General features: G+C 45.7%; 19 protein-coding genes. 16 read left to right on the top strand and 3 right to left on the bottom strand.

Annotated elements, in window-relative coordinates:
* Positions 1–98 precede the first annotated feature (98 nt).
* Genes MMY95_RS03370 through MMY95_RS03360 form a run of 3 tightly spaced genes read left to right on the top strand, consistent with a single transcriptional unit; the run spans position 99 to position 2,646 of the window.
* A complete protein-coding gene (locus tag MMY95_RS03370) occupies positions 99–836 on the top strand; it encodes a metal ABC transporter ATP-binding protein (protein ID WP_202861304.1) in 738 nt (245 codons plus the stop codon).
* On the top strand, positions 836–1,708 hold the full coding sequence (locus MMY95_RS03365; protein ID WP_016511596.1) for a metal ABC transporter permease: 873 nt from the start codon (positions 836–838) through the stop codon (positions 1,706–1,708). Before MMY95_RS03370 ends, MMY95_RS03365 begins: the two co-directional genes overlap by 1 nt.
* Complete coding sequence (locus MMY95_RS03360; protein ID WP_104795596.1) at positions 1,705–2,646, top strand: zinc ABC transporter substrate-binding protein; 942 nt, start codon at positions 1,705–1,707, stop codon at positions 2,644–2,646. The genes MMY95_RS03365 and MMY95_RS03360 overlap by 4 nt, the downstream gene beginning before the upstream one ends.
* Positions 2,647–2,756: 110 nt before the next feature.
* Here MMY95_RS03360 and MMY95_RS03355 read toward each other — a convergent pair whose 3' ends face one another.
* Positions 2,757–3,068 (bottom strand): hypothetical protein, encoded by a 312-nt coding sequence (locus MMY95_RS03355; RefSeq protein WP_003641297.1) that lies wholly within the window; start codon positions 3,066–3,068, stop codon positions 2,757–2,759.
* Positions 3,069–3,463: 395 nt separating this feature from the next.
* Here MMY95_RS03355 and MMY95_RS03350 point away from each other — a divergent pair, with 395 nt between their 5' ends.
* Together MMY95_RS03350 and MMY95_RS03345 are read left to right on the top strand one after the other, a co-directional pair.
* Positions 3,464–4,393: an L-lactate dehydrogenase gene (locus tag MMY95_RS03350; protein WP_027822238.1), complete on the top strand. Its 930-nt coding sequence runs from the start codon at positions 3,464–3,466 to the stop codon at positions 4,391–4,393.
* Between the two features lie 31 nt (positions 4,394–4,424).
* On the top strand, positions 4,425–5,843 hold the full coding sequence (locus MMY95_RS03345) for an anion permease (protein ID WP_003641299.1): 1,419 nt from the start codon (positions 4,425–4,427) through the stop codon (positions 5,841–5,843).
* 76 nt (positions 5,844–5,919) lie between these two features.
* Here the strand turns inward: MMY95_RS03345 and MMY95_RS03340 are convergent, their stop codons facing one another.
* On the bottom strand, positions 5,920–6,882 hold the full coding sequence (locus MMY95_RS03340) for a sugar-binding domain-containing protein (RefSeq protein ID WP_085775920.1): 963 nt from the start codon (positions 6,880–6,882) through the stop codon (positions 5,920–5,922).
* A gap of 195 nt (positions 6,883–7,077) precedes the next feature.
* On the opposite strand from MMY95_RS03340, the gene MMY95_RS03335 reads away from it, so the two are divergent.
* The 9 genes from MMY95_RS03335 to MMY95_RS03295 all read left to right on the top strand — a co-directional run bounded on the left by MMY95_RS03335 (position 7,078) and on the right by MMY95_RS03295 (position 17,609).
* Complete coding sequence (locus MMY95_RS03335; RefSeq protein ID WP_202861305.1) at positions 7,078–8,238, top strand: NADP-dependent malic enzyme; 1,161 nt, start codon at positions 7,078–7,080, stop codon at positions 8,236–8,238.
* Positions 8,239–8,255: 17 nt separating this feature from the next.
* Positions 8,256–9,311 carry a [citrate (pro-3S)-lyase] ligase gene (gene citC / locus MMY95_RS03330; protein WP_003645518.1) on the top strand — a complete coding sequence of 352 codons (1,056 nt, stop codon included), beginning with the start codon at positions 8,256–8,258 and terminating at the stop codon, positions 9,309–9,311.
* Complete coding sequence (gene citD / locus MMY95_RS03325; protein ID WP_003641303.1) at positions 9,301–9,591, top strand: citrate lyase acyl carrier protein; 291 nt, start codon at positions 9,301–9,303, stop codon at positions 9,589–9,591. Before citC ends, citD begins: the two co-directional genes overlap by 11 nt.
* A complete protein-coding gene (citE, locus tag MMY95_RS03320; RefSeq protein ID WP_003645519.1) occupies positions 9,591–10,505 on the top strand; it encodes a citrate (pro-3S)-lyase subunit beta in 915 nt (304 codons plus the stop codon). Before citD ends, citE begins: the two co-directional genes overlap by 1 nt.
* Positions 10,495–12,033 (top strand): citrate lyase subunit alpha, encoded by a 1,539-nt coding sequence (gene citF / locus MMY95_RS03315; RefSeq protein WP_003641305.1) that lies wholly within the window; start codon positions 10,495–10,497, stop codon positions 12,031–12,033. The genes citE and citF overlap by 11 nt, the downstream gene beginning before the upstream one ends.
* Before the next feature lie 1,053 nt (positions 12,034–13,086).
* Positions 13,087–14,469: a class II fumarate hydratase gene (locus tag MMY95_RS03310; RefSeq protein ID WP_003644112.1), complete on the top strand. Its 1,383-nt coding sequence runs from the start codon at positions 13,087–13,089 to the stop codon at positions 14,467–14,469.
* A gap of 172 nt (positions 14,470–14,641) precedes the next feature.
* On the top strand, positions 14,642–16,030 hold the full coding sequence (locus MMY95_RS03305) for a flavocytochrome c (protein ID WP_104795598.1): 1,389 nt from the start codon (positions 14,642–14,644) through the stop codon (positions 16,028–16,030).
* A 164-nt stretch (positions 16,031–16,194) separates the two neighbouring features.
* On the top strand, positions 16,195–16,731 hold the full coding sequence (gene citX / locus MMY95_RS03300) for a citrate lyase holo-[acyl-carrier protein] synthase (protein ID WP_241277504.1): 537 nt from the start codon (positions 16,195–16,197) through the stop codon (positions 16,729–16,731).
* On the top strand, positions 16,728–17,609 hold the full coding sequence (locus tag MMY95_RS03295) for a LysR family transcriptional regulator (RefSeq protein WP_003644114.1): 882 nt from the start codon (positions 16,728–16,730) through the stop codon (positions 17,607–17,609). The genes citX and MMY95_RS03295 overlap by 4 nt, the downstream gene beginning before the upstream one ends.
* Before the next feature lie 176 nt (positions 17,610–17,785).
* Here MMY95_RS03295 and MMY95_RS03290 read toward each other — a convergent pair whose 3' ends face one another.
* Entirely contained in the window at positions 17,786–18,688 is a 903-nt protein-coding gene (locus MMY95_RS03290; RefSeq protein ID WP_003641317.1) for a LysR family transcriptional regulator, read from the bottom strand.
* 174 nt (positions 18,689–18,862) lie between these two features.
* Between MMY95_RS03290 and MMY95_RS03285 the strand changes: the two genes are divergently transcribed.
* Positions 18,863–20,506 carry a malolactic enzyme gene (locus tag MMY95_RS03285; protein WP_104795599.1) on the top strand — a complete coding sequence of 548 codons (1,644 nt, stop codon included), beginning with the start codon at positions 18,863–18,865 and terminating at the stop codon, positions 20,504–20,506.
* Positions 20,507–20,547: 41 nt separating this feature from the next.
* Positions 20,548–21,519, top strand: coding sequence for an AEC family transporter (locus tag MMY95_RS03280; protein WP_054396299.1), 972 nt, complete (start codon positions 20,548–20,550; stop codon positions 21,517–21,519).
* Positions 21,520–21,953 lie beyond the last annotated feature (434 nt).

Here is a 21,953-nt window from a genome sequence, read left to right as displayed (position 1 = left end):
GTTAACTGAACCTAACAATTATTTGCGCTAGCGTTAATTATCAGTTATGCTTATGACGATGTAGAAAACCGACTACCGCGATGAACGGAGGAAATGTGATGTTAAAAGTACAAAACCTCACCGTGGCATACAGTGACACACCAGTCTTTACTGATGTTGCCGTTAACTTTAACGCCGGCAAAATTACTGGAATCATTGGTCCCAACGGTGCGGGAAAATCAACGATGATCAAGGCAATGCTTGGTCTGATCAAATCCCAAACGGGAACCGTCGAATATGAAGGTCGTGCGCTAAAACAATTTCAAAAACAGATTGTATATGTCGAGCAACGTAAAGATCTCGACTTAACCTTTCCAATCAATGTTTTTGACGTCGTTTTGACTGGGACCTATGGCAAACTCGGACTTTTCCGCGAACCAAGCAAGGCGGATCGTCAGCGTTGCCAAGATGCACTTGAGCAACTTGAGTTAGCCGATTTAGCACAGCGCCAAATTAGTCAGCTCTCTGGAGGACAATTACAACGGGTCTTTGTGGCTCGAGCCTTAGTCCAAGAAGCCGATATCATTATTCTTGATGAACCTTTCGTCGGCATTGATTTACAGAGTGAGACGGCTATCATGACGATCTTGCATCAGTGGCGTGATACCGGCAAAATGATTATTGTCGTGCATCATGATTTGAACAAAGTTTCACGCTACTTTGATGATCTCGTGATTTTAAATCACGGTATCGTTGATTATGGTCCCGTGGACGCGGTCTACACACCCGCAAACATTGAACGGACGTTTAGTGCTGATCTTTCGGCCGTCCTGTTTACGAAGGAGGAAACGCGATGATGCAATCAATTACGACCTTTATGGCTGCTTTGGGGAAGTATGATTTCTTACAAAGTGCGCTAATTACGGCTATTATGGTCGGGGTCATGTCAGGAATTATTGGTAGCTTTATTATTTTACGAGGCATGTCGATGATGGGCGATGCCATCTCGCATGCCGTTTTACCTGGTGTTGCGGTAGCTTATATGCTCGGTATCAACGTCCTAATTGGTGCTTCGGTTTTTGGAATTCTAGCCGCTAGCTTGATCGGATTCGTTGCGAGCCGTAGTAAGATTAAGACTGACACCTCAATTGGGATTGTCTTCAGTGCGTTTTACGCACTCGGTTTTATCCTAATTTCATTAGCTGAAAGTTCGACGAACTTGCACCACATCTTATTCGGTAACATTCTCGCTGTGAGTGATACTGATATGATGACGACGACGGTCGTGTTAGGACTAGTGATTTTATTCGTGGTCTTCTTCTACAAGGAATTACTGATTACGTCATTTGATCCGACCTTTGCGAAGACTTATGGTCTCAAGGTCCAACTGTTACATTACGCTTTAATGCTGGTCTTAACGCTAGTGACCGTTTCAGCGCTACAAACCGTCGGGATCATTTTAGTGGTCGCGATGTTGATTACACCGGCTGCGACGGCCTTTCTATGGACAGAACGACTGGCAGTCATGCTTGGACTGTCAGCCTTAATTGGGGTCTTGTCCTCAGTGGTGGGCTTATATCTCAGCTACACGTTGAACTGGGCTTCTGGTCCGGCCATCGTGCTAGTAGCGGCTATTTTCTTCGGTATTTCTTTCATCATCTCACCTAAGCAGGCCTTGTTGCCGACGCTTTGGAAAGGGCAAGCAGCAGCGCGACGGGTGACAGCATGAAAACGAAATTAATTGCACTGATTGGAGTCATCGCGATGGTTACCGGGATGGCAGTATTTCTGAATCAACGCCAGCAAAGTGCCAAAGCGACGACCACTAGTGCCAAAATCCGGGTCGTAAGTACGAACTCGATTCTAGATGATATGGTGAAAAATGTGGGTGGGCAGTACGTCCAAAATTACAGTATTGTGAAGCGCGGCACTGACCCGCATGAGTATGAACCACGGCCCACTGATATTGCGGCAACTGCCGAAGCTGACGTGATTTTTTATAATGGCTTAAACCTTGAAACTGGCGGTAATGGCTGGTTTAAAAAGTTAGTGACGGCTTCCAAAAAGGACTTTGACCACGATGTTTTTGCGGCCAGTAAGGGAATTAAGGTCAAATATTTAACGACGAACGTTAATGAGCCGGACCCCCATGCTTGGTTAGATCTCGCCAACGGGATTCAATATGTCAAGAACATCAACCGGACGTTGCAGGCCAAGGATCCTAAGCACGCCGCTGTTTATCAAAAGAATACGGATCGCTACGTGGAAAAACTAACAAAACTGCATGAGAGCGCTCAAACCAAATTCAAGCAGATCCCGACGAGTCAACGATTATTAGTGACATCCGAAGGCGCCTTTAAGTATTTCTCGGCGGCCTACCATGTGCCCGCTGCTTATATTTGGGAAGTGAATACGGAATCGCAAGGCACGCCAGCTCAGATGCGGACGGCGTTGAAGAAAATTGAAGGAACCCAGGTTCGAAGTTTGTTTGTCGAATCATCCGTATCACCGAAATCGATGAATAAGCTTTCACAGGAGACGGGAATCCCCGTTGCTAGTACGATTTTTACCGATTCGCTGGCAGCTAAAGGCAAACCGGGTGATACGTACTACTCAATGTTGAAGTGGAATCTTGATAAGATTTATGCTGGGCTGACTCGGTCGTAGTACTTGGGACTATAATTCGGTTGTGTTGATGTCATGTGATATAAGTTTGTTCTAAAAAGGACCGTGGAAGTTAAATCTTCCACGGTCCTTTCTTATTTTGAACTGCTAGTTTAGTCTTCCGATTCGAATGACAATTCCGTCATTGATAGTTCCAGATCATCAAGTACGTCGTTTTCACTCAGAAATTGTTCCCAGGCAGCCGGTGTTTGTTCGCGGGTATGGGGGACGATTTTATCATGAATATTGGCAATCACATCATCGAGCATCTTATCCGCTTGCCGGGCGATTTCAGCATCGTTATAGCGGCGTGCTGGCGCCCGGTCCTCATTTTTTCGATTCAGAAAATCGGTTGCTTTCTCCATAAAAATGGTAATAACTTGGGAGTTGTTTGCGAGATAGTCTTTTAAAGTTTCATTATCCAATGTATTAGTCCTCTCTAGTTTGAGTCGTACTTCTAATATACCACGCTAATCAGGTTTTAACTGTTTCAAGATCGGTTGGCGGGTAAAAAGTTTTGTAACTTGCGCAGATGTTTCGAATTGACGCCAATCAGGCAATTTAAACGCAGGATTGTAACCGCTCACGAAAATGATTTCACAAGCCGACACTTTAGAAATAGTTCACAATCAAAATGATTTTAAATACTGCTACACAGGCGTTTTAAGTAATAATTATATTTAAATTTTTAAAAAAATAATTTATTTTTAAAAAATTAGCAAAAATGAAAGCATTTGCGTTATAATACTTGTGAGTTAAGTAACTAAGTAGTTGGAACCACATGTGCAGCACACATTTTTGATGAAAGAAGGATATTGACATGGATAAGAAGCAACGCAAAGTCGTAATTGTTGGTGATGGCTCGGTGGGTTCATCATTTGCCTTTTCATTGGTCCAAAATTGCGCCCTAGATGAACTCGTTATCGTTGACTTGGTTAAAACGCACGCAGAGGGGGACGTTAAGGATTTGGAAGATGTTGCCGCCTTTACGAATGCGACCAACATTCATACCGGTGAATATGCGGATGCGCATGATGCTGACATCGTTGTCATTACGGCTGGTGTGCCTCGTAAGCCTGGTGAGAGTCGTTTAGATTTGATTAACCGCAATACGAAGATTCTGGAATCCATCGTCAAACCAGTGGTTGCGAGTGGTTTTAATGGTTGCTTCGTTATCTCAAGTAATCCCGTCGATATTTTGACTTCGATGACGCAACGTTTATCCGGTTTTCCACGGCATCGGGTCATTGGTACCGGGACTTCCTTGGATACGGCGCGGTTACGGGTCGCCTTGGCTCAGAAGTTGAATGTTGCCACCACTGCAGTTGATGCTGCGGTACTTGGAGAACATGGTGATAGTTCCATCGTTAATTTTGATGAAATTATGATCAATGCTCAGCCCTTAAAGACGGTCACAACGGTCGATGATCAGTTCAAAGCTGAAATCGAGCAAGCTGTTCGTGGTAAAGGTGGTCAAATCATTAGTCAGAAGGGGGCCACGTTCTATGGGGTCGCCGTTAGTTTGATGCAAATCTGCCGAGCAATTTTGAACGATGAAAATGCTGAGTTGATTGTCTCCGCCGCTTTGTCTGGTCAATATGGCATTAACGATTTGTACTTGGGGTCACCCGCCATTATTAATCGCAACGGGCTCCAAAAAGTGATCGAAGCTGAGCTATCAGATGATGAGCGTGCCCGGATGCAACATTTCGCAGCCAAGATGCTGACCATGATGAATGTGGCATCATAAAAATGATGAGTAAGTATGAGGAGGAATTGAGATGACACTAAATAAGGTCAAGTATCGTGATTTTATTGCACCGTTATTGGTGGGCCTGATCATTTGGTTAAGTAGTCCTATCAAACCAGCCAGTGTTTCGATGAACGCATGGCATATTCTGGCAATTTTTGTGGCAACCATTATTGGTTGTATTACGCGGCCGTTACCAATCGCCGGGGTCGCAATCATTGGGTTGACACTAACCGTGTTATTGGGCATCGTGCCTATGGATACAGCGGTTGCCGGATTTGGGAGCAGTACGGTATGGATGATTGCGATGGCGTATTTTATGTCACGTGGTTTCATCAATACTGGTTTAGGTCGACGTGTCGCGTTGGTGTTTGTGCGGCTGTTTGGGAAACGAACGTTGGGTTTGGCATACGCACTGATTGGCGTCGATTTAGTAACAGCACCCGCAACGCCAAGTAATACGGCCCGTGCTGGTGGGATTGTTTATCCAATCATTCAGTCGTTAGCTGAAACGTTTGGTTCTGATCCCAAGGATGGCACACAAAGTAAAATCGGTTCATTCTTAGTGTTCGCAGAATTTCACGGTGATTTAATCACCAGTACGATGTTCATGACGGCGATGGCGCCTAACTTAGTTGCTGTCACGTTAGCCAAGAGTTTACACATCACGTTATCGTGGATGCAATGGTTTTTAGCCGGGATTGTCCCAGGACTTATTTGTTTATTGGTTGTGCCATATTTAATTTATAAAATGTATCCACCAGAAATTAAAGATACGCCCAATGCCAAGCAATGGGCGGATGATGAGCTGGCAAAGATGGGTAAGATGAGTCTTCCAGAAAAAATCATGGGTGGCGTCTTCTTGCTAGCCTTAGTCTTATGGATGTTATCCAGCTTTATCGGTCTCGAAGCTTCATTAGTTGCCTTTATGGCCGTCTCCTTGCTACTCGTTGCTGGGGTTCTATCGGTAGATGACGTGCTACACGAAACTGGTGCTTGGAATACCTTGGTGTGGTTCTCAATTTTGATCTTCATGGCTAATGAGTTGAACAAACTCGGCTTTATTCCATGGTTGTCTGGCGCGATTGGTGGTGCCTTGAAAGGCTTCAGTTGGGGCATTGTTTTAGCGGCACTCGTCTTGTTCTACTTCTACAGTCACTACTTGTTTGCTAGTGGGACTGCCCACGTTTCCGCAATGTACGGTGCCTTACTTGGGGTCGCGGTTTCCGCGGGAGCGCCAGCAACCTTTGCTGCACTGATACTTGGCTTTACTGGTTCGATCTTCGCTTCGACGACGCATTATGCGAACGGCCCGGCGAGTGTTCTCTTCGGTTCTGGGTATGTTACTCAGGGAAAATGGTGGCAGTTAAACTTTATTTTAGGTCTCTTCTACCTAGTCGTTTGGGGTGGCATTGGCGCCCTCTGGATGAAAGTGATTGGTATTTGGTAGTCTGATTTTAAGCATAAAAACAGGTACCAAGCTGCCGGCAACGGTCAGCGTTGGTACCTGTTTTCGAAGAAGCGGATTATTTGGATAGTGGTGTGGCTTGATTTTCTTGGAGAACCCGATTCGCGACGGCTTCATCAATGATGATGTCAGTGAGTAATTGTCCGCGGAGGGCGCCAAGTAAGGCTTCGCTCTTGAACTTACTTTTGATGATGCCAAAACGACGCGGCACTTTGAGAATGGCGGGCATTTTAGCGCCAAAGAGTTTGTCGTGGTCGGCGTTCAGAATGTGACCATTGATGTCGTATGGCCGACCGTATAACAGGCCGACCACCGCCTGCGGATCAGCGCCACCCAGAATGGCTTGGCGATGTTGATGCCAGACGGGAATCGAGTCAATGGATGCTAAGGTGCCAATTCCGGCAAATAGCATGTCCATTCGGTCAAAGTTACTGATGGCCGGTGTAATGGCTGGTTCTTGAGCCAATGCTTGGTGTGCTTGATCATTAAACAAGTAGAGTGGTGCCGGGATGGTGACGTACTGTGCGCCGAACTTAGCGGCGGCTTTTTGAACCAACGGTGTTGAGCCGTTCGCTGCGTTCGTTTTCAGGTTATCACCCATAAACTGGGTGAACAGTAAGTCATCACGAGTGCTCGTTTGAAAATTATCGATGACGCTAAGGACAGTGCCACCCCATGCCACCCCAATCACATTACTTTGAATGATCTGGCGCTGGATTGTTTCGGCGGCAAACTCGATTACGTGGCGTTCATCGTCACTCGTGGTATCCGCGTCTTTGATAATATAAATATGTTCAATTGGAAAACGATGTTTAAATTTAGCCTCCAGCTCACTATTTCGTTCGATGGGGGTGTTAATGTTAATTTTGACTAGGCCGGTTGCCATGGCTTCGTCTAAGTATTTTGAAATTAGATAACGACTGACTTGGTATTTCTTTGAAATTTCAGCGATGTTGATTTTGGATAAGTAATAATCATGTGCAATTCCAATCAACAGGCGGCGATGATTCATATCGTCCATATCGATAACCTCTTTATCAACCTAAGATTTAAAATTTTAAAACTCGTTTATAATATTTTAAGTTTATTATACCAGAAAAGCTGACTTTTTAAAAATTATAAAAATCCAATCTAAATTTGATATTTTTAAAAAATGGTCGTACACTGGGGATAACAAAGTTAACGGTATTATTTTGAGAAGAGAAGGCAGATATTGATGGTAGAACAAGATGAGATTTTAAAGTTGCACGCCGCCCATACGGGGGTTTTGGACATTCATTCAGACCTTGCAGTGACCGATAAGGCTGATTTAGGTAAAGCATATACACCTGGTGTTGCGGTGATTTCCAAGCTGATTGCGGCGCATCCGGAATTAAAGGCAAAATACACGATGAGTGGTAAATTAGTAGCGTTGATCACGGATGGGTCAGCAGTACTGGGCCTCGGCAATATTGGTCCCGCGGGTGGTTTGCCGGTCGTAGAAGGTAAGGCACTCCTATACAAGAACCTCGCGGGGATTAATGCGATTCCGCTGGCGTTAAATCAGGTCAGCGTGCCAGCAATGGTGGCGACAATCAAAAACATGTCGCTCTCATTTGCGGGCATTCATCTGGAAGATATTACGGCGCCTAAGTGTTTTGAACTAGAAGCGGTCTTGAAAGATGAGCTTGATATTCCGGTTTATCATGACGATCAGGAAGGCACCGCAATTGTCGTGTTGGCGGGACTGATCAATGCCGCTCACGTAGTCGGTAAGTCCTTACGGCAGATGCGCATCGTTGTCAACGGCGTCGGCGCATCCGGGTTAGCTACAGCTCGGTTATTAGCAGCGGTCGGTGTCAAACAACTGACCTTGGTCGATGTTTACGGGGTCGTTACAGCGGATGATCAGCGGTACAACCAGTATCAACGGAATCTTGCCAAACAGTTGGGAACACCTGCACAACTAAAGGGGCAACCACTGGCGAAGGTCATGGCCGACCAGGACGTCTTCATTGGCTTGTCAGACGCCAACGTCTTATCAGCAGGGGCCGTCCACTTGATGAATCATGATCCAATCGTCTTTGCACTCGCTAATCCAGTGCCAGAAATCGATCCAGCAGTAGCTGAGAAGGCTGGGGCCACAGTCATTGCAACGGGTTCTAGCCAGTATCCAAACCAGGTCAATAATATTCTGGCTTTCCCGGGGCTCTTCAAGGGCTTACTCACAAATGGGGTCAAGCAAGTTGATAATGCGTTGCAGATCCAAGTGGCTCAGGCTTTGGCTAAGACCGTGTCGAACCCAACTGCGACGACGATTGTGCCGAGCGTCTTTGATTCACAAGTGGTACCGAACGTGACGGCGGCCGTTGCAGCGTACGCGCAAGCACAGCATTAATCATAGGAGGTTGTCTGATGGCAGCGCAAGTTGTTGAAATGCAATTAAATAATCCGCACGAGCATGCCCAGTGGCAACAATTCTTAACGTCATTAGGGATTACTAATTTTAGCCCGCAAGAGGTTGAACATATTGATGTGACCTTAGGATTGATCGAGGATGGCCAACTTGTTGGGACCGGATCGTTAGCTGGCAACGTGCTTAAATATGTGGGTGTCTGTAATAAGAATAGTCAGCCGGGGGCCCGGTTTAATCAAATCGTGAGTGCACTGGTCAATCGGCTGTTTCAAGCACAGATCTTTCATATGATGGTATTTACCAAGGCCAAGTATTCAGCGAGTTTTCAACACGTAGGCTTTAAAGAATTAGCTCATTCGGATGAAGCGGCCGTATTAGAAAACGGCGCACCGGATATGACGGATTTTGTCAAACAGTTGCCGATGATTCCCAACCAAGCACAACAGCGTGTCAGCGCGATTGTCATGAATGCGAACCCGTTTACGCGGGGACACCGCTATTTAGTGGAACAAGCCGCGGCGGTCAGTGATTTAGTTTACGTCTTCGTCGTTGCGACAGATGCGAGTCTATTCCGTACGGCCGAGCGCGTTAAGCTGGTTCAACAAGGAACAGCCGACTTGGCCAACGTTCGGGTCGTCAGCGGGCAGGACTATCTCGTGAGTGCAGCGACCTTTCCAGCCTACTTCTTGGATTCAGCGGCGAGCGCAATTGAGGCGCAGACGACGTTGGACGCCCGGATCTTTAAGCAGCAACTTGCACCAGCACTGCACATTACGACCCGGTTCGTTGGTAGTGAACCGACGTCGCGGACGACTGCGATTTATAACCGAGTTTTGCAGCGTGAATTACCACCGGCAGTTGCTGTACGAGTGATATCGCGAACGACGGTGGCTAATCAACCAATTTCGGCGCGGACTGTTCGGCAACGGATTCAAAGCGGCAACTTAACTGAGTTAAACCAACTGGTACCGGCAACAACGGCCCAGTTTATAAAAAATAACCTAACAACATTACAAGCGCGAATTCAGAAAGGAATGAAAATTGATGGAAATTAAGACAACGGCAGTCGCCGGAACCTTGGAATCATCTGATATTCAAATTATGTTAATGGCGGGAGACAACGGCATTCAAATCGACCTTGAATCAGATGTTATCAAACAGTTCGGGGCACAAATAAAGCACGTGATCACGACGACGCTTCAACAATTGAATATCGATAATGTGAAGGTGCGCGCTGTCGATAAAGGGGCGTTGGACTGCGTCATTAAGGCGCGGACTATTACGGCAGCACAACGGGCGTTAGAAACCACGACACCAGCATGGGAGGTATTATAATGGCTGAAAATGAAGAACGCTTACGGCGGACAATGATGTTTGTACCTGGTAATAATCCAGCCATGGTGAAGGATGCCGGGATTTACGGTGCGGACTCGATCATGTTTGACTTGGAAGATGCCGTCTCAATGGCTGAAAAGGACGCGGCCCGGGTGCTGGTTTACGAAGCGTTAAAAACGCAGGACTATGGCAAGGCTGAATTGGTCGTCCGGATCAATGGCTTAGACACCAAGTATTACGCTGATGATGTCAAAGCGATGGTCAAGGCTGGTATTGACGTTATCCGTTTACCAAAAGTCGAATCGGCTGCCATGATTCAAACGTTGGAAAAGGATGTCGCGGCAGCTGAAGCTGAATTTGATATTCCAGTCGGTACGACTCATTTGATGGCCGCAATTGAAAGCGCTAAGGGCGTGCTTAATGCCCCGGCAATCGCGGCAGCCTCGGATCGAATGATTGGGATTGCCTTGTCAGCAGAAGATTATACGACGGACATGAAGACCCACCGTTATCCTGATGGCGCGGAACTGGAATTTGCCCGTAACATGGTGCTTCATGCTGCTCGTGCCGCTGGAATCGCCGCGTTCGATACGGTCTTTACAAACATGGCCGATCCCGATGGCTTCTACCGTGAGACGCGGCATATTCATCAATTAGGATTTGACGGTAAATCATTGGTCAACCCTCGACAGATTGCAATGGTCAATTCAGTCTATGAACCAACCAAGGATGAAGTTATTAAGGCCCAAAAAGTCATCGCCGCGATTGAGGAAGCCCGGATCAAGGGTTCTGGTGTTATTTCCATGAATGGCCAAATGGTAGACCGGCCCGTTGTTTTGCGGGCTCAACGTGTGATGAGCTTAGCCAAAGTTTCCAACTTACTCGACGAGGAGGGCAATTACATTGAAAAATAGTGTAGACCGCGAATTACCAGCAGAATTAATGACGAAGTTAAATTACCAAGGTTTTGAGTCAACCGAAATCGGACATCCTGAAATTCAACGGGTGGCCCCCAAAGTTCACGTTTCAACAGGGGACAACAAAGTCGTTGATTCCGTTGCTGACGTGGTAAAAGCCACTGTCAAAGATGGTATGACGATTTCATTTCACCACCATTTTCGTAATGGGGATTTCGTCTTCAATCAAGTGATGCGGGCCATTATTGATGCCGGTATTAAAGATTTGACCTTGGCGCCATCCTCCTTAACGGGCGTGATGAACGATATGGTGATCGAAGCAATTAAGGCCGGAACGATTACGAATATTACTAGCTCGGGGATGCGGGGCTCTCTTGGGGACTTCGTTTCACACGGTGGTTTAAAGAACCCCGTAATCTTCCGTTCTCATGGTAATCGGGCCCGGGCCATTGAACATGGTGATATTAAAATTGATGTCGCCTTTCTAGGTGTGCCGAATGCTGACCGACTAGGAAATGCGAACGGGATGGCTGGTAAAGCAGTCTTTGGTTCCTTAGGTTACGCCCTGATGGATGCGCAATACGCCAACCAAGTTGTCTTATTGACCGATAATATTGTGGCTTATCCAAATACACCGGCCTCAATTAAACAGACACAAGTCGATTACGTCGTGCAAGTCGACCAAGTTGGTGACCCTGACAAGATTGGTTCAGGTGCGACGCGCTTCACCAAGGACCCAAAGGAATTGAAGATTGCCCAGACCGTTAATGATGTGATCGTGAACTCACCATACTTTAAAAACGGCTTCTCATTCCAAACTGGTTCCGGCGGTGCTGCGTTAGCTGTCACTCGGTACTTGCGGCAAGCAATGCTCGATAATCAAATCAAAGCATCGTTTGCACTTGGTGGTATTACGAAACCAACCACTGATTTGCTCGAAGAAGGGTTAGTTGATAAAGTCATGGATGTTCAAGACTTTGACAAAGGGGCGGCAGCATCGATGCACGCCAATCCTAATCAACAAGAAATTGACGCATCATGGTACGCTGACCCTGATAATAAAGGAGCGATGGTTGATCAATTGGATGTTGCCATTCTGAGTGCGTTGGAAATTGATACGCACTTCAATGTCAACGTCATGTCCGGTTCGGATGGCGTGATTCGTGGCGCCATTGGTGGACATCAAGACGCGGCTACGGCCAAACTGACCATTATCTCTGCACCACTTGTCCGTGGTCGGTTAGCGACGATTGTGCCAGAAGTAACAACCGTTGTAACGCCGGGGGACTCCATTGACGTTGTTGTGACGGAATACGGGATTGCAATCAACCCGCGGCGTCAAGACCTAGTTAAAGCACTCAGTCATGTCCCAGGTGTGCCGGTCTATACGATTGAAGAATTACAACAATTAGCCGAAAAGAAAGTCGGCCAACCCCAACCACTTGAATTTACAGATCGCACCGTTGCCTTGATTGAATATCGCGATGGCACGATTATTGATACGATTAAAGCGGTGAAGGACTAAAGTATACTGATGACAAAAATGACCCGGTTTATTACTAACTGGGTCATTTTTATTTATGGTGAATTGAAATGAGTTAAGCAGGGCAGTTCTATTGCAAGTGTGACAAAATTTTGGTTTTATAATGAAAGTGAGTCTTAATTAGCGATGCTATTTGTCAGCCGGTGTGTGTCCTATTCCGACTTCCGGGGCTGGGTGACAATTGCTGGAACGCAGCCGACGTCGATTTGAGCTAACGCATAACCCGCGTTATCTCAAATACGAGTCTTATTCTAAGCCGGAAGCAGACCACTTCCAGCTAAGAATAATTTGGCTACTGAGCATTGTCACCCAGCCCCTCCAGTCTCAGGCACAAGCTTCAGTGGCACCAAACATGTTTCGGAAATTCACTCGAATGGCAGATGAACGACTACCGAACTTAGTGCAATTTATCGCTGACTATTTTGATACTGGGACTTTAAACGGGATGTTAGGGTTACATTAACCACTTTGTTGAGACGTTCGATTATTATTATGGTGATTCCGAAATAGTGAGCTATCACAATGTCGTTTTCTGCCTGACAGTTGATTGACAAAATAACCGTTTATAAAAAGTAGTGACGAATTCACCAAAAGTTGGGTACCTCACCGTCAGCCATTCGAATACCATTTCGACTGGAAGTCGGTGTAGGACGAACTGGCTAAGCATATTTACCCTAATTCGAATTTTTTCCAGCGGGTTTAAGCTGGTTTGATCTCGTTTAATCATGACTCGATATTTTGTGATTGGGAAAATTTAAGCCGATGAAGTAAGCAAAAAATGACGATTACGAGTAAAATTGGTCAACAGAAATAAATCGGAACATGTGAATAAATAAACATCTTTATCAAACACGCAGTTACCGCAAACTTTCAGCGCCAAACGACTGTTATATCAACCTCATAACTAATACTTATAGCTAAAACTGAGTTTGACTATAGCTATATGGGGGCGCTAAACTAGGTTTATAAACTAAATGTTATTTTTTTCACACACTTAGTAAGCGCTTACCAACACATTAATTGGAGGTTATCAACATGACAGAATATCGAGTTGAATCAGATACTTTAGGCGAAGTTAAAATTCCTGCGAACGCCTTATGGGGTGCTCAGACAGAACGGAGTCGCCATAACTTTCCGACTGGTACGAAGATGCCGTTGGAAATGATTCGGGCATTACTTCAAATTAAGCGGGCCGCAGCGATTGCGAATAAAGAAGTTGAAGCAATGACTGCTGAAAAAGCTGATTTAATCGTGGCTGCCATTGATAAGTTATTAGCGCTCGACGATGAAGATTTGCGTAAGGACTTTCCGCTGGTTGTTTACCAAACTGGTTCGGGGACGCAAACGAATATGAACGTTAATGAAGTGGTCGCACACATGGCTGGTAAGATCAATCCTGATATTGAAATCTTGCCGAACGACGATGTTAACCATGGTCAAAGCTCTAACGATATCTTCCCAACGGCGATGAACATTACGGCCGCAGTTGCCGTGGATAAGCTGATTGCCGCAGCGGAACACTTATTAGCGGAATTGAAGATCAAACAAAAGAAGTACTGGCGGGTAGTAAAGATCGGCCGGACCCATCTTCAAGATGCAACGCCATTAACTTTTGGCCAAGAAGTGAGTGGTTGGGCCAGTGCGATTGAACATGATATTGCCTACTTAAAACAGTTGAATTCAACGTTAGGCGAGCTTGCAATGGGTGGGACCGCCGTTGGGACTGGTCTAAACGCTGCCCCTCATTTTGCTGAAAATATTGCTGCGGCGATGAGCAAATTGTATGGGATTGAATTTACGGCTGATTCCAATAAGTTCTATGGTTTGGCCCATCATTCTGGCTTAAACGTGGTTCACGGGGCCATCAAGACCCTAGCAGCCGATTTGATGAAGATTGCCAATGATGTGCGGTTCTTGGCAAGCGGTCCACGGGCCGGTTATGACGAATTAAACATTCCGGCTAACGAACCCGGCTCATCAATCATGCCTGGGAAAGTTAACCCAACCCAAGCTGAAGCCATCACTATGGCAGCGGTACGAGTTATGGGGAATGACGTGGTCGTCGATTTAGCTTCTAGCCAAGGTAATTTTGAAATGAACGTTTACAAGACCGTTTTGATTGATGCCTTCCTTGAATCTGCTGAATTGTTAGCTGGAACGATTACCGGCTTCACTGACCGAATGATTGCTGGTTTGACGGTCAATCAAGACCGGATGGCAGAGTTAGTCGACAGTTCCTTGATGACGGTTACGGCATTGTCACCACATATTGGCTATCATGATAGTGCGATGATTGCTCAAGCAGCTGAAAAAGCGGGGACGACATTGCGTGAAGCAGCCATCAAGTCTGGCAAAGTAACCGCGGAACAATTCGATGAATGGATGGTTCCACTGGATATGACGAATATTGATGATTAAGCTAAAATAAGTATTGATCGGCGTTGAACCGTTAACGTGGATCAAGGTGGCACGGGTCATTGTTCCTAGACTTGGAATGGTGGCCCGTGTCCAGTTAACGACAATAATAAATGAGATTTTGGTTCCATCCTGGGGAATACCCCGGACGAATTGAGAGGAGAAGTGGCAATCAATGGCTGAAAAGTTTACATTTACACCAACCGCCTTAGCGGATCTAAAACCGAACTATGACGTAGTGATTATTGGATCGGGGGGCGCGGGTTTGACTGCGGCAATCCAGGCACATGAATTGGGCCTGAACCCGGTTATTTTAGAAAAAATGTCGAAAATCGGTGGTAACACCACCCGGGCTTCATCCGGTATGAATGCGGCGGAGACGAACGTCCAATTGCATCGCCATATTGTTGATAGTTTTGGCGATTTCTACGGCGAAACCCTTAAAGGTGGTGGCGGTATGAATAACCAAGCACTGTTGAAATTCTTCACGGAACACAGTGCGCTCGCAATTGACTGGTTAGCAGACCACGGCATTAAGTTGGATGATTTGACGATTACTGGTGGGATGAGTGTGATGCGGACCCATCGGCCAAGTTCCATGGCTCCCATTGGTGGTTTCTTAGTCACTGAGTTGTTGAAACAAGTGGCGGCTGACCAGTTACCACTCTTCACAGATGTCAAAGTCGATGAACTAGTCGTCGAAGCCGGCAAAATTAGTGGCGTCAAGGCAACAACCCCAGATGGAGCTGTCACGATTACGGCTGGAGCCGTCTTGTTAGCAACCGGTGGCTTCGGTGCGAATAAGACCTTGTTAGGCCAGTATCGTGATGATCTTAAAAACTATCAGACGACCAATCAGCCGGGCGCGACTGGAGATGGGATTCTGTTGGCACAAGCTATTGGGGCTAAGTTGGTTGATATGGACCAAGTCCAAGTTCATCCGACGGTCCAACAAGATACAGATCATGCTTATTTAATCGGTGAAGCGGTTCGGGGCGAAGGTGCGATTTTGGTCGATAACCAGGGGGCTCGTTTCGTCAATGAACTCGACACGCGTAAGAACGTGACGGCCGCTATCGACCAACTGGGTGGTACTGGTGCCTACTTGATCTTTGACCGCGGTATTCGTGACCGGGTCAAAGCGGTTGAATTCTATGATCACATTGGCCTGGTAAAGACTGGGACTGACTTGGAAACACTGGCGACTGCGACAGGCTTAGACGCTGCGACGCTTAAACAGACGGTGGCTGACTGGAATCAGGCAGTCGCTAACCATAATGATGCGGCCTTTAACCGGACGACTGGGATGGATCGCGATATTGCGGCGGGACCGTTCTACTCAATTCACATTGCGCCAGCTGTTCACTACACGATGGGTGGGATTGCCATTAATCCAGCAACCCAAGTGTTGAATCAGGACGAACGACCGATTGCCGGCCTGTTTGCAGCCGGTGAAGTGGTCGGCGGTCTCCACGGCAATAACCGGATTGGTGGTAACTCAATCGCTGAAACGGTGATCTTTGGCCGTCAAGCCGGACAACAAATGTTCAAATATTTACAATAAGTTATTTTGACTAACCCAAATCAATAGTCCATGCGCTTGAGTAATCGGTGCGTGGGCTATTTTTGATTTGGGCTGTAGTTAGAGACCAAAGAAATTAGTTTAAAAATCGACTAATTTCGGTTAAGCTGGAAATATAACAAACATATAGGAAGAAAGTGACAAGCATGGCGACGATTTTTACAACCGGTGAACCGCAAACAATCACGGCAATGCTAGCAGCCCGTGATCAACGGGTCACGTATCAGCAACAGTTGACAGCGACTAACCCCCGGGCCACGATTGCGGCGATCAAGTTGAATATTCCGGGACCGATTAAGAATAACGCTGCACTACGACGGTTGTTTTTGGCCGGTGTCCAGCGGTTTGAAGCTGAGTTGTCGACATACACGGTGGCAGCTGATTGGAATCATCCGGCGGGTAATGAGCGGTTCTTGATTCTGACGACTGACTTTGCGACTAGCAAACGGCTGGCGGTCGCGTTTGAAGAACACGATCCGTTAGGTCGCTTATATGATATTGATATCTTACAAGCGGGTTCACAGCGCGCGCTGTCGCGGACGGATTTGGGACTGCCGAAGCGTCGTTGCTTATTATGTCACCGCGAAGCCAAGGATTGCGCGCGTTCACGGCGGCATTCAGTGGCTGAGCTACAGCAAAAGATTGCGGCGATGTACATGAAGGAATTTGGTGAGCGCGGATGAATACACGTGATTTAGATTATTTTCGGGCGTTAGTTGATTGCCAAAATTATACGATGGTCGCCAAGCAGTTTGCGGTCTCACAACCGGCAGTGACTCAAGCAATTCATCGGTTGGAAAAAGAGTTTGCAGTCAAATTGGTGATTCAAGACCGTCGCCATCAACAGACAAATATTACCCGGGCCGGTCAGCTGCTTTACAAGAATGCACGCCAGATCCAGGCCAGTTTGCAACTTGCTCATCGCGAAATTCAGAGTACGTTACAGACTGATATTCGTTTTGGCTTACCACCAATTATTGGCACTTTATATTTCCCTCAAATTGCGGAAAAGTTACTTCAGAACGGGTTACTGCAACAGTTAAAAATAACGGAAACGGGCTCAGATGAGCTATTGCGTAAGTTAGTGCATGGTGAGATCAACATCGCGTTATTAGGGTCCTACTTACCATTTGATTTGCCGACAGTTCGTGCGGTTCACTTAGGGGCACGGCCATTCAGTATTATCGTGAGTCCTCAAAATAGTTTGGCGAAACAAGCCGCCGTTAGTTTTAAGGATCTCGGTCAGGCACAGTTCATTGGATTAGATGGCAAATACGTGCACCCACAAGCCTTCCGAGCCTATTGTGACTTTGCCGGGGTACATCCAGAAGTTATCTACCGGACCCCCGATATCTCATGGGTCAAAGCCTTAGTTAAAGCCAACTTGGGCATTAGCTTACTGGTTCGTGATGTGGTTAAAGCGGATGATGGCGTCGTATGTTTGGAAATCAAAGATCAATTGCCGGTCAGCTTCAATATCTCGGTGGTCACACGGGCTGGGTACTTACCAACCACTGATGAACAACGGTTTATTGATCAATTACTTAAAATGAAGATTTAAACGTCGCGACTGAGCCATCTGTCTAAGTGAACAGCACGATTCCTTGAGTGGTTCAACTTTTACTTTGAGATTGACGTGTCTTCACGATTGTTTCATTTGGATATATCGCAATTTGTCTTGATTACGAAAACTGCACCACCCTCACAGACTATTCTGTAAGGGTGGTGCAGTTTTGCTTAATCGGTCTGATCAGTGTCAACCGCTAATGTTTCGTGCAAAATGGTCAGTAGCTGTTGCTGCACGGGGGTCAGAATATGGGTTGTTCGGTAGACGATGCTTGTGATGAATTCAGGGGGTTCAATGTCCATCAAGTCCAGTCGTACGACGTCAGTACGGTAGTGATCGACGATTTTGGTAAAGAAACCGATGCCGACATTTTCACCAATCAATTTCATTAAAACGTGGGTATCGTTGGAACGAAAGACGATGTTGGGGCGAAAGTGATTCCGGCGCGTGAGTTTGTTGAAGGCCGTATTATGGATGAAATTACTATTAAAGAAAACAAATTTTTCACGTCGTAGTTCGTTAAAGTAGACCCGTTTACGTTGTGCTAACGGATGTTGTTTGGACACGTAGATACAGAAGGGCTGACGGTCAAATTCTTCGGCAATCAACGTTTGGTAAGCGAGCGGCTCCACCGAACCAAGTAGGGTCATGTCAACGCGACCGTCCCGCACCGCGTTACGTAGCCAGATCGAGCCCCCCTCAATGGTTTCGAGACCGGCTAATAGCCCTTCCGCGGCCAACCGGGCACCGATTTTTGGAAAATAATGGTTTTCAATAATTGGCGGTAATCCTAAAATCAGTCGATTTTGGGATAGATTGTCGATTTCTTGGTGGGCGAGGCGTAACTCATGTAAAACGATTTTAGCGTGTTCAGCGAGTTGCGCCCCACTAGCAGTGACGTGCAACGTATTTTTAACACGGTCACGAATCACGAGTGGTGCCCCGAATTCAGACTCCAGGCGTTTGATTGCGGTGGTCACAGTTGGTTGGCTCACACCGAATGTTTTCGCAACTTTTGAAAAATTTTTTTGAGAAATTAATTCATCGAAATAAGCTAAGTCTTTTGTGTTCATTTTTATTCCTTTCTAAATCAGCTTTTGTAGCGACCTTATTTAATATATTTATATCATATCATAGTTTTGACTATAACATTTTACTGGCGTTACAGTATTACTTGTAAATTGATAGGACGTTTTTCCTAGCAATGAAAATTGATGAAAATGTAAATTAATTAGGAGGCCGCAGTAATAACAAAAACTGCAAGTGAAATTTTAAATAACCCATTCTTAAATAAAGGCACTGCCTTTACCAAAGAGGAACGTCAAGCACTTGGCTTGACGGGGACGTTACCAAGCAAGGTTCAAACAATTGATGAACAGGCGACGCAAGCTTATGCCCAATTCAAGAGCAAGCCTAGTCGTTTGGAACAACGGATTTTCTTAATGAATCTCTTTAACGAAAACCGGACACTATTCTTCCATTTGATGGATGAACGCGTGGTTGAATTTATGCCAATCGTTTATGATCCCGTCGTTGCCGATTCCATTGAACAATATAATGAATTGTTCTTGGACCCACAAAATGCGGCCTTTGTTTCCGTAGATGCACCTGAAGATATTGAAGCAACTTTGAAGAATGCAGCGGACGGCCGTGATATTCGGTTAGTCGTTGTTACGGATGCTGAAGGTATTCTTGGTATGGGTGACTGGGGTGTTAACGGTGTTGATATTGCCATTGGTAAATTAATGGTTTACACCGCCGCTGCCGGCATTGACCCATCACAAGTACTGCCAGTTAGCATCGATGCTGGAACAAACAACCAGAAATTATTAGATGATCCATTGTATCTTGGTAACCGGCACAAGCGTGTTTCCGGCGAACAATACTATGATGTGATCGACAAGTTCGTTGCTGCTGAACAACAATTATTCCCAGATTCATTGTTACACTTTGAAGATTTCGGTCGCGACAATGCTCAAGTAATCTTGGACAAGTACAAGGATCAAATCGCAACCTTTAACGATGATATCCAAGGAACCGGGATGGTTGTTTTAGCTGGTATCTTAGGCGCATTGAACATTTCAAAGGAAAGCATCAAGGACCAAAAAATCTTATCATTTGGTGCCGGAACGGCCGGTATGGGAATTGCCAACCAAATCTTGGATGAATTGATGCAAGCTGGTTTAACAGAAGAAGAAGCTAAACAACACTTCTACGCTGTTGATAAGCAAGGTTTACTATTTGACGACACGGAAGGTTTAACCCCAGCCCAAAAAGCCTTCACGCGCAAACGGAGTGAATTTAGCAACGCCGACGAATTAACCAACTTGGAAGCCGTTGTTAAAGCCGTTCACCCAACCGTTATGATTGGGACATCGACTCAGCCTGGTACCTTTACTGAAAGCATCATTAAGGAAATGGCGGCGCACACGGAACGGCCAATCATCTTCCCACTTTCTAACCCAACCAAGTTAGCGGAAGCTAAAGCGGAAGACTTAATCAAATGGACTGACGGCCGGGCCTTAGTTGCGACTGGGATTCCAGCTGATGATGTTGAATACAAAGGTGTCACTTACCAAATCGGTCAAGGAAACAACGCCTTGATGTACCCTGGTTTAGGATTTGGTTTGATTGCTTCAACAGCCAAGGTGCTGAACGCTGAAACCTTGTCAGCAGCCTGCCACGCATTAGGTGGAATCGTTGATACGTCGAAGCCGGGTGCCGCAGTACTGCCACCAGTTGCGAAAATTACTGAATTTTCACAAAAATTAGCTGAAGTCGTGGCACAAAGTGTTATCGATCAGAAGCTCAACAAAGAACCAATTGCAGATGCTAAACAAGCGGTTGCTGATATGAAGTGGGTCCCAGAATACCGGGCCATCAGCAAATAGTGTCGGTAAAATAAGAGAATTGTAAGAGGGTATAAGAGCACATGGGAGTTTTATGGAATTCAATTCAAAGCGTCTTAGTTGTCGTTTTGATCATGATATTAGGTTTCGTCCTACGACGAGCAGGTTGGTTTGATGATAAGTTTGCTGGAACAATTTCCAAATTTATCAAAAATATCGCTTTGCCAGCATCGATTTTCGTATCTGTGCTGAGCCGACTAACTCGTGGGCAATTAGGATCATTTGCAGGTTACTTGGCATATGCATTTCTAGCCGTGATTATTGGCTACTTGATTGCCTTTGCGCTAGTTAAAATTATGCGGGTCCGTCCAGGTCGTAAGGGGATTTTCATCAATGCGATCGTCAACGCCAACACGATTTTCATTGGGTTACCTTTGAACATTGCGTTGTTCGGTGACAAGAGTATGACGTATTTCCTTGTTTACTATATTGTTAATACCGTTTCGACATGGGCATTTGGGGTCTTCTTGATTTCAAACGACGACCCGACGAAATCCAAGGAAAAGACGCATAACAAGATTGATTGGAAGAAAGTCATTCCAATGCCATTGGTTGGTTTCTTAGTTGCATTAATTTTCTTACTGCTAAATATTCCAATCATGAAGGTATCATTCGTTAGTTCAACGTTGACTTACGTTGGGAACTTGGTAACGCCACTTTCCTTGATCTACATCGGGATCGTGTTGGCCGACGCTGGTCTGAAGAGTATTCGTTTCGACCGTGATACGATCGTTGCGTTGATTGGTCGCTTCATCTTGTCACCAGTCATCATGATTCTTGTCTTGATGGTTGCTGGTAACCTCGGTGCTAGCTTCCCAACCTTAGCATCGCAAACATTGATCGTTCAATCAGCAACGCCAATGCTAGCCGTGCTACCAATCTTGGCTAACGAAGCACATGGTGACGTGGAATACGCCACTAACATCGTGACAACGAGTACCGTGTTGTTCATCGTGGTTGTGCCAGTCTTGATGACCTTGATCCAATATATTTAAAGTTTATTTAGAAGCATTCCGGTTGAGAGAGACGGAATGCTTCTTTTTTGATCAAAACTGCTTGAGTTGAACCCGATTAAAATATGTTAAAGGTCAAAATTAAGGTCGATCAGTCGAATTCTTTCAGCTGACCGACCTTAATTTTTTGCGAAAGGAGTGCTTGGAGATACAAGCTTGTGGCGATTGCATTTAAACAGATGAATATGATAGAAACAAATTTAAGTCGGGACGTATGACTGTGGGACTGGTCAGCTCGGTTTTCAGCGGCGATTAACAAAAGTTGGTTAAGTCGTAACCCATAATAATGCGGTTAAATTAAAATTAGTGAATCTTATGGATTATTAATAAATTTGTTTAAAATAACCAATGCTGTAAAGTGCTGCCTTGAAAGGATTCAATTAGGAATTGATTGAAATTGTTAGATTTACTTGACT

This window comes from Lactiplantibacillus sp. ME-2 (genome assembly GCF_022549155.1).
In the GTDB taxonomy this organism is placed as follows: domain Bacteria; phylum Bacillota; class Bacilli; order Lactobacillales; family Lactobacillaceae; genus Lactiplantibacillus; species Lactiplantibacillus plantarum.
Note: the sequence above shows the minus strand (reverse complement) of the source record. Positions and strands in the feature narration are given on the sequence as shown.